The organism is Mycobacterium sp. (genome assembly GCF_049683935.1).
In the GTDB taxonomy this organism is placed as follows: domain Bacteria; phylum Actinomycetota; class Actinomycetes; order Mycobacteriales; family Mycobacteriaceae; genus Mycobacterium.
Genome location: NZ_JBAUJR010000289.1, coordinates 1 through 8685, shown reverse-complemented (window position 1 = coordinate 8685; position 8685 = coordinate 1). Strand labels below are relative to the sequence as shown.

Annotated in this window: 7 protein-coding genes; 2 read left to right on the top strand and 5 right to left on the bottom strand. The window is 67.9% G+C overall.

Translation table 11 applies throughout. From position 1 onward, the window contains the following. Together hisS and WA965_RS16920 are read right to left on the bottom strand one after the other, a co-directional pair. On the bottom strand, window positions 1-1154 hold a 1154-nt coding region (hisS, locus tag WA965_RS16925; protein ID WP_526447843.1), incomplete at its 3' end, for a histidine--tRNA ligase. Next, the gene (locus WA965_RS16920) at window positions 1151-1828 is read right to left on the bottom strand and encodes an MBL fold metallo-hydrolase (RefSeq protein ID WP_526294241.1); all 678 of its coding nucleotides are present in this window, start codon (window positions 1826-1828) and stop codon (window positions 1151-1153) included. The genes hisS and WA965_RS16920, both read right to left, overlap by 4 nt. A gap of 117 nt (window positions 1829-1945) precedes the next feature. On the opposite strand from WA965_RS16920, the gene WA965_RS16915 reads away from it, so the two are divergent. Next, window positions 1946-2842: a peptidylprolyl isomerase gene (locus WA965_RS16915; RefSeq protein WP_526294240.1), complete on the top strand. Its 897-nt coding sequence runs from the start codon at window positions 1946-1948 to the stop codon at window positions 2840-2842. 13 nt (window positions 2843-2855) lie between these two features. After that, a complete protein-coding gene (locus tag WA965_RS16910; protein ID WP_526294239.1) occupies window positions 2856-3887 on the top strand; it encodes a peptidylprolyl isomerase in 1032 nt (343 codons plus the stop codon). Window positions 3888-3890: 3 nt separating this feature from the next. Here the strand turns inward: WA965_RS16910 and WA965_RS16905 are convergent, their stop codons facing one another. The 3 genes from WA965_RS16905 to WA965_RS16895 are packed head-to-tail and all read right to left on the bottom strand — an operon-like array spanning window position 3891 to window position 8503. Continuing rightward, complete coding sequence (locus WA965_RS16905; RefSeq protein ID WP_526294238.1) at window positions 3891-6275, bottom strand: RelA/SpoT family protein; 2385 nt, start codon at window positions 6273-6275, stop codon at window positions 3891-3893. 39 nt (window positions 6276-6314) lie between these two features. Then, a complete protein-coding gene (locus tag WA965_RS16900) occupies window positions 6315-6887 on the bottom strand; it encodes an adenine phosphoribosyltransferase (RefSeq protein WP_526294237.1) in 573 nt (190 codons plus the stop codon). Next, window positions 6842-8503, bottom strand: a complete 1662-nt coding sequence (locus tag WA965_RS16895; protein ID WP_526294236.1) for an ABC transporter substrate-binding protein — start codon at window positions 8501-8503, stop codon at window positions 6842-6844. Before WA965_RS16895 ends, WA965_RS16900 begins: the two co-directional genes overlap by 46 nt. Between the last annotated feature and the right edge of the window lie 182 nt (window positions 8504-8685).

Here is an 8685-nt window from a genome sequence, read left to right as displayed (position 1 = left end):
GCCACCAGCGCGACCGACGCACCTGACCGGTCGGCGGCACGCATCGCGCCCTTGATCCCACGGTCGCCGTACGCCATGTCGACGCGCACACCGGCAGCACGCAGGTTCGCCGCCAGCACAGCCAACTCGAGCTTGGCTTGCTCCCCCAGTGGCACGCAGTACACATCGACCCGGCCCGCCGAGGCCACCGTCTTTCCCTCCGCCCGCAGCGCCAGCAGCGTGCGGTCGACGCCGAGTCCGAACCCGATGCCCGACAGGTCCTGGCCGCCGAGTTGACGCATCAAACCGTCGTAGCGGCCGCCGCCCCCGATCCCCGACTGTGCACCCAGGCCGTCGTGGACGAACTCGAAGGTGGTCTTGGTGTAGTAGTCCAGCCCGCGCACCATCCGCGGGTTGATCACGTAGGGCACGGCCAGCGCGTCCAGATGCGCCAGCACCGTGTCGAAGTGCTGCTTGGCGGCCTCGGACAGGTGGTCGAGCATCACCGGGGCGCCGGCGGTCATCTCCCGCATCACCGGACGCTTGTCGTCGAGGACGCGTAGCGGGTTGATCTCGGCGCGACGCTTCGTCTCGTCGTCGAGATCCAGCCCGAAAAGGAACTGCTGCAACAACTCCCGATACTGCGGCCGGCAGCTGTCGTCACCGAGCGAGGTGATCTCCAGCCGGAACCCGGTCAGGCCGAGCGATCGGAACCCGGCGTCGGCCACCGCGATCACCTCGGCGTCCAGCGCCGGGTCGTCGACGCCGATCGCTTCGACACCGACCTGCTGCAGCTGACGGTAGCGGCCGGCTTGCGGCCGTTCGTAGCGGAAGAACGGACCCGAGTAGCAGAGCTTCACCGGCAGTTGACCGCGGTCGAGTCCGTGTTCGATCACCGCTCGCATGACGCCCGCGGTGCCCTCGGGGCGCAGCGTCACCGAGCGGTCACCGCGGTCGGCGAACGTGTACATCTCCTTGGAGACCACGTCGGTGGACTCCCCCACCCCGCGGGCGAACAGAGCGGTGTCCTCGAATATCGGCAACTCGATGTCGCCGTAACCGGCACGTCGGGCCGCGGCGAGAAGACCGTTGCGCACGGCCACGAACTCCGCCGAGTCCGGCGGCAGGTAGTCGGGTACGCCCTTGGGGGCCTGGAAAGAAACAGCGTCAGTCACGTGGTCAGACCTTCGAGGAATGGGTTGGTGCGGCGTTCGGCGCCGATGGTGGTGCGCTCGCCGTGGCCCGGTAATACCAGGGTGTCGTCGCCGAGCACCAATAGTTTTGTGACGATCGACTGCAGCAGGTCACGCCCGCTGCCGCCGGGCAGATCGGTGCGACCCACCGACTGGCGGAACAAGGTGTCGCCGGTGAACGCCACCTCCTCGGGACCGTCGGCGACCCGGAACACCACCGAGCCCCGGGTGTGGCCCGGTGTGTGATCCACCGCGACCGTGATGCCGCCCAGTTCGATCTTGTCTCCGTCGCGATCCAGCTCGATGACCTGCCGGGGCTCCCGGAACATCGCCCCGAGCGCCAGCCGGCCCAGTCCGGCGAGAGGGCCCTTTCCGAAACCCTTGATGGGGTCGGTGAGCATGAAGCGATCCTCCGGGTGGACGTAGACCGGGCAGCCGTAGGTGTCGGCCACTTTCTGAGCCGACCAGATGTGGTCGAGGTGGCCGTGGGTCAGAAGCACCGCCGCAGGGGTGAGCCGATGCTCGTCCAGGATCTCCCGCAGGCGACCGGTCGCGCGCTGACCCGGGTCGACGACGAGGGCGTCAGCGCCGGCCGCAGGGGCCAGCACATAGCAGTTGCACGCCAACATGCCCGCCGGGAATCCGGTGATCAACACCGTTCCAGCTTCCCATGTCCAGTTCGGACCGCTGTTCAGGAGGGTCGCGGCGGCTGCACTCGGCAACAGCTGGCACACTCGGTGCCGACCGGATCGAACGCGGAGAGGACACCGGCGGTGCCGACCAACGAACAACGGCGTGAGACAGCCAAGCGCAAGCTCGAGCGGCAACTGGAGCGGCGAGCGGAGAACGAGCGCAAACGCCGTCTGTACACGATCATCGGCTCAGCGGCGGCCGTCGTCGTCGTGATCGCCGCCGTCGTGGCGACCATCGTCCTGACCAACCGCGATTCGGGCGGCCAGACCGCGTCGGCGGACAGCACCACGCCGACCACCTCGGAGGCGTCGCCGCTCGACGCACCCGAGCAGGCGCAGGCCGGTGGCCTGCCGGCATTCCAGGCGCCGGAGGGATTGGGCGGCGACTGCCAGTACCCCGAGTCCGCCGAGGCGGCCAGCAAGCCCAACACGGCGCCGCGGACCGGTCGGGTGCCCACCGAACCCGCCGAGATCAGCGCAAGCATGGCGACCAACCAGGGCAACCTCGGGCTTCTGCTCGACAACGGCAAATCGCCGTGCACCGTCAACAGCTTCGCGAGCCTGGCCCAGCAGGGTTACTTCAACGACACCCCGTGCCACCGGCTGACCACCAGCGAGTCGCTGGCCGTTCTACAGTGTGGCGACCCGACGGGAGATGGCACCGGCGGCCCGGGCTACCAGTTCGCCAACGAGTACCCGACGAACCAATACCAGCCCGACGATCCGGCGCTGATGCAGCCTGTGCTCTACCCACGCGGAACGCTGGCCATGGCCAACGCCGGCCCGGGGACCAACGGCAGCCAGTTCTTCCTGGTGTTCCGGGATTCGCAGCTGCCACCGAACTACACGGTGTTCGGCACAATCGACGAAACCGGACTGGCCACTCTGGACAAGATCGCCGCGGAGGGAACCGTCGACGGCGGGCCCGACGGGCCGCCGAAGCTCGACGTCAACATCACGTCGATCGCGCTGGACTGATCCGGACGGCGCCGTGACCTTCCCGCCGCCACCGTATGGCGGGTACCCCCCGCCGGAGGGATATCCCGGGGGTCACCACGGATACCCGGGTTGGTACCCGCCTGGATACCCGCCGCCGCGGACCACCAACTCGTTGGCGATCGCCTCATTGGTGTGCGCGTTCCTGTTCGCACCCCTGGGCATCCTGTTCGGCCACATGTCGCTGTCGCAGATCAAGAGATCCGGCGAGGACGGTCGCGGGCTGGCGATTGCCGGACTGGTGATCGGCTATCTGGTGATCGTGTTCACGGTGGTCGTCGTGGTGGTCAGCACCCTCTTCCTGGTGGTGATGGCCAGGGAGTTCGAGCGGTACGACGAACGGATGCGCGGAGACACCGGATATCCGGGCTCTGTCGCTCCGGCGCAAGGCATTCCGCTGCCCGAGTTCGATCCCCCGCAGACGCTGGGTGCCAACTGCCAGTACCCGGCCACCACCGAGCCATCCAGCCGACCGGTGCAGCCGCCGCAGCTGGGGCGCACCCCGACCACCCCGGAATCGATCCCGGCAGGCATCGTCACCGACCACGGCGAGATCGGCCTGGAGTTGGACAACGCGAAGGCACCGTGCACGGTCAAGAACTTCGTCAGCCTCGCCGAGCAGGGATTCTTCGACGACACCCGCTGCCACCGACTCACCGTCGGCGCCGACCTGCGCGTCCTGCAGTGCGGCGACCCGACTGCGACCGGCTCCGGCGGGCCCGGCTACCGCTTCCCCAACGAGTACCCGAGCAATCAGTACCGGTTGACCGACCCGGCGATGACGACGCCGGTGACCTACCCCGAAGGCACGCTGGCGATGGCGAATTCGGGTCCCGGTACCAACGGCAGCCAGTTCTTCCTGGTGTATGGGGACTCGGTGATGCCGCCGACGTACACCGTTTTCGGAACTATCGACGCCAAAGGACTTGCCGCCCTTGATGACATCGCCACCGCCGGAGTCGTCGGCGGTGCGCAGGACGGAAAACCACGCACCGAGGTGACGGTCGAGTCGGTGCGCGTCGGCTAGCGGTCAGGCCGCCGAGGTGACGCGGTAGACGTCGAAGACGCCTTCGACATTGCGCACCACATTGAGGACGTGGCCGAGGTGCTTGGGGTCGCCCATCTCGAATGTGAACCTGCTGATGGCCACCCGGTCGTTGGAGGTGGTCACCGACGCGGAGAGGATGTTGACCTTCTCGTCGGCCAGGACGCGGGTCACGTCCGACAACAGTCGGTGCCGGTCGAGGGCCTCGACCTGGATCGCGACCAGGAACACCGACGACGGAGAGGGCGCCCACTGGACGTCGATGATCCGTTCCGACTGCTGCTCCAGCGACGTGGCGTTGGTGCAGTCGGTGCGGTGCACGCTGACTCCCCCACCGCGGGTCACGAACCCCATGATGACGTCGCCGGGCACCGGGGTGCAGCACTTGGCGAGCTTCGTGAGCACCCCGGGCGCGCCCGGTACCGCTACCCCGACGTCGTCGGTACTGCGCTGCCGCATCGGCATCGTCGCGGGTGTGGACCGTTCGGCGATCTCGTCGGCGGCCTCGTCGTCACCGCCGAGTTGCGCGACGAGTCGCTGCACCACGTGGCGGGCAGAGACATGTCCTTCGCCGACCGCGGTGTAGAGCGCGGAGACGTCGAGATATCGGAGCTCACGGGCCAGCGCGCTCATGGAATCACCGGTCATCAAGCGCTGCAAGGGAAGTCCACCACGCCTGACCTCGCGCGCGATGGCGTCCTTACCTGCCTCGAGCGCTTCCTCGCGCCGCTCCTTGGCGAACCACTGCCGGATCTTCGCCTTCGCCCGAGGCGACACCACAAAGGTCTGCCAATCGCGCGACGGTCCGGCATTGAGTGCTTTGGAGGTGAAGATCTCCACCAGCTCGCCGTTTTCGAGCTTGCGCTCCAAGGCCACCAGCCGCCCGTTCACCCGGGCCCCGATGCAGCGGTGACCGACCTCGGTGTGCACCGCGTAGGCGAAGTCGACCGGCGTGGATCCGGCGGGCAGGGTGATCACGTCGCCCTTGGGCGTGAACACGAAGATCTCCTGCACCGCGAGGTCGTAGCGCAGCGACTCGAGGAACTCCCCCGGGTCCGCCGCCTCCCGCTGCCAGTCCAGCAGCTGACGCATCCAGGCCATGTCGTCGATCTCGGCGGCCGCGTGCCCACTGGGCAATCCGTTGCGTCCCTTGACTTCTTTGTAGCGCCAGTGCGCCGCGATGCCGTACTCGGCGGTGCGGTGCATGTCGCGGGTGCGGATCTGCACCTCGAGTGGCTTGCCCTCCGGCCCCACGACGGTGGTGTGCAGCGACTGGTACACGCCATAGCGAGGTTGGGCGATGTAGTCCTTGAAGCGTCCGGCCATGGGCTGCCACAGTGAATGCACCACGCCGACCGCCGCGTAGCAGTCCCTGATCTCGTCGCACAGGATGCGCACGCCCACCAGGTCGTGGATGTCGTCGAAGTCCCGCCCCTTGACGATCATCTTCTGGTAGATCGACCAGTAGTGCTTGGGCCGGCCCTCCACCACCGCATTGATCTTCGACGCGGTCAGCGTGGCGTTGATCTCCGCCCGAACCTTCGCCAGATAGATGTCGCGTGACGGTGCCCGATCGGCCACCAGGCGCACGATCTCCTCGTACTTCTTCGGATGCAGAATCGCAAACGACAGATCCTCGAGCTCCCACTTGACCGTCGCCATCCCGAGTCGATGGGCCAGTGGCGCAATCACTTCCAGAGTCTCTCGAGCCTTGCGTGCCTGCTTCTCCGGGGGCAGGAAGCGCATCGTGCGCATGTTGTGCAACCGGTCGGCGACCTTGATCACCAGCACCCGCGGATCCCGCGCCATCGCGATGATCATCTTGCGGATGGTCTCGCCCTCGGCAGCGGTGCCCAGCGCCACCTTGTCCAGCTTGGTGACACCGTCGACGAGATGTCCCACCTCGGTGCCGAACTCCTCGGTGAGGGCTTCCAGCGTGTAGCCGGTGTCCTCGACGGTGTCGTGCAACAGCGCGGCGATCAGCGTGGTGGTGTCCATCTCGAGCTCTGCCAGAATATTGGCCACCGCCAGCGGGTGGGTGATGTAGGGATCACCGGAGCGGCGCAACTGGTCGGCGTGGCGCTGCTCGGCAACCTCGTAGGCACGCTGCAGCAGGGTCAGGTCCGCTTTCGGGTAGATCTCGCGATGGACGGCGACCAGCGGCTCGAGCACCGGATTGACCGTGCTGCGCTGGGCCGTCATCCGGCGGGCGAGACGGGCCCGCACCCGCCGCGACGCGCTCGTCGCCGCCTTGGACGAATCGGGCTTGGGAATCTCCATCGGCTGGGTTTCCGGGCTCGCGGCGCCCGCGCTCGACGGTGATTGCGCAGCCTGGCCCGAGCGGGGATCTACGTGGATCTCGCTGGCCATGCGTGCCTCCGATGACTGTGCTCTCCGCAGGATATCCGCTCAGACGGTGTACAAGCTGGTGACTGGGAACGGCTCCAGCACCGCCCGGCCCCCCAGCGCGGCGAGTTCGAGCATCACCACCGCACCGGTGACGTTCGCACCGGCGGCGATCAGCAACTTGTTGGTGGCGGCGAGAGTCCCCCCGGTCGCGAGCACGTCGTCGATCACGACGATGGAGCGACCTGCCAGGCTGATCCCGTCGGCGGGGACCTCCAGCGTCGCGGTGCCGTATTCGAGGCTGTAGGTCTCACTGAGCACCGGCGGCGGCAGCTTGCCGCCCTTGCGCACCGCGAGCACTCCGATACCCAACTTCATCGCCACGGCGCCGCCGAGCAGGAATCCCCGCGCGTCCACGCCGGCTACCAGGTCCGCGCCTCGGGCGATCTCCGCTATCGCGTCGCTGACCTCGGCCAACCCCCGGGCGTCAGCCAGCACCGGGGTCAGATCCTTGAACTGGATGCCTGGTTCGGGGAAGTCCGGCACCTCCCGCAGTAAGGACGCGATGACCTGCCCGACCCCGCCTGTGCTCACTGGCTCAACCTCCAACGGTCCATGTTCCACCCCGCGCCCCATCGCGTCGGATTGCTGCTCACCGCATACATCTGCGTCGACGTCAGCAGTGTCCGCTGCTGACGGTACAGCGGCAGCGTCGGCATGTCGGCCCAGAGGATCGGGCCGGCCTCGCCGAGCAGTCGGGCCATCTCCTTGGGATCCGAGATCACCGAGACGGTCGAGATGATGCCGTCGATGCGCTCGTTGGCGTAGCGCGGCAGGTTGTTTCCGTTGCCGCTGTGCAGGCTGTACGCGTCCATCGCCGACGACCCCGACGAGCCGCTCCCGGCAGCGCCGCCGGTGGTTGCGATCAGCACATCTATCTGGTTGTCGCGCAACGACTGCGGGCCGATGTCCTCGGCTGCGACGTCCTCGACGGTGATCCCCGCCCGCTCGCAGGACTGGGCGATGGATCCCACCGTGGCGGCGAGCCGGGCGTTCGGCGATTGGTAGCCGATCCGCACGGTCAGTGGCCGATTGCCGAGCGCGTCGCGGGCGGCGTCAGGGTTGGCGACGGCGAACCCCGCGGCCTCCGGGGTGGTTTCGGCGGCTCCGTACGCGTCCTCGGTCGCGCTGTTGAGCCTGGCGTTGGAGACCGGGACGGTGGCGTTGCGCGCGATGACGTCGCGGGGGGTGCACAGCGCCACGGCGCGACGCGCAGGGACCGCCGCCAACGGACCCGCCGGCGCGAAGATCAACTGCTCGACGCCTGCCGAAGGCGAGTCGGTCCGCACGTAGTCGTCGGGCAGGTTGAGGGTGCCCGACGATCCCGTCGCGATATCGACGACGTCGTAGGTGCCTTCGTTGACGCGGTCCTGCATGTCGGACCCGCGGGGCCACACGGTGACCCTGCCGGTGACCGGCGGGGCACCCCACCATTTGTCGTTGGCCACCAGCACGACCGCGCCTTCGTCGGTCACCGATTCCAGCTTGTAGGGTCCCGACGACGGGAACCGTTTGACGTCCAGGTCCGGGGTCAGGTCCCAGGTGGAGTTCCAGACCTGGGCGATGCGCTCGACCGCCGGGCCATCGTTGTTGAGCAGCGCCGTCGTCACACCACCGTCGCCGAGCCCGAGCACATCGGCGATCACGTGCGACGGCATCATCGACGTCGCGGCGAACAGCTGGCCGTAGTCGGTGAACGCGCGGTCCTGGGCGAAGGACACGCGTGCCTTCTTCTGTCCCGGCGCACAGTCGATGCTGGCGATATCGGTGTAGCCGGCCCGGTTGGCTGCGTCGAACCACGTGAACCTGCCCGACTGGGACGCCCACGCCAGCACCATGTCGTCGCAGGTGATCGGCTTGCCGTCGGAGTAGACGGCTTCGGGCTTGATCTCGTAGTCGAGGATCAGTGGCGTCCGACCCACCACGGCGATGCTGCCGAAATCGTGGTCGCCCACGATCTGGCCGTCCGGGCCGTGGTAGTTGAAACCCGTCAACACCCGGGCGAACGCCTGCGGCCCACCCGACGCGGCCCCGTCGGTGGTGTTGGTGTTGTAGCTGATCAGAGCGCCGTCGATGGCGTAGTCGACCGAGTCCGCCGCGCTGTCCCCGCACGACGTCAGCCCGAGAGTGCCCATCAGTATCAGCACCGCAGACAGCGCAGTGAGACGACGCGGGATCAGCCGGTTGGTCATCGGACCTACCGTTCCTAGCGCTTTCCGGGGCTTCGCTTACCCGACGGTCGTCCGGTCCTGCTCGTCGTCGGCCGGACGGGACGGGCCCCGGGTGCCGGTTTGTCGGGGGGCATCGCCGCAACGGCGGTCGGTGCCGCGACAGCCGCGGGCTCCGGTTCCGCCCGGTCGTCGTCGCCCTCGTG

What these genes read in the sequence shown, in the direction of transcription:
- WA965_RS16905 (WP_526294238.1), bottom strand. Translation starts at nt 6,275, where the DNA reads ATGGCCAGCGAGATCCACGTAGATCCCCGCTCGGGCCAGGCTGCGCAA.
- WA965_RS16900 (WP_526294237.1), bottom strand. Translation starts at nt 6,887, where the DNA reads ATGGGGCGCGGGGTGGAACATGGACCGTTGGAGGTTGAGCCAGTGAGC.
- WA965_RS16895 (WP_526294236.1), bottom strand. Translation starts at nt 8,503, where the DNA reads ATGACCAACCGGCTGATCCCGCGTCGTCTCACTGCGCTGTCTGCGGTG.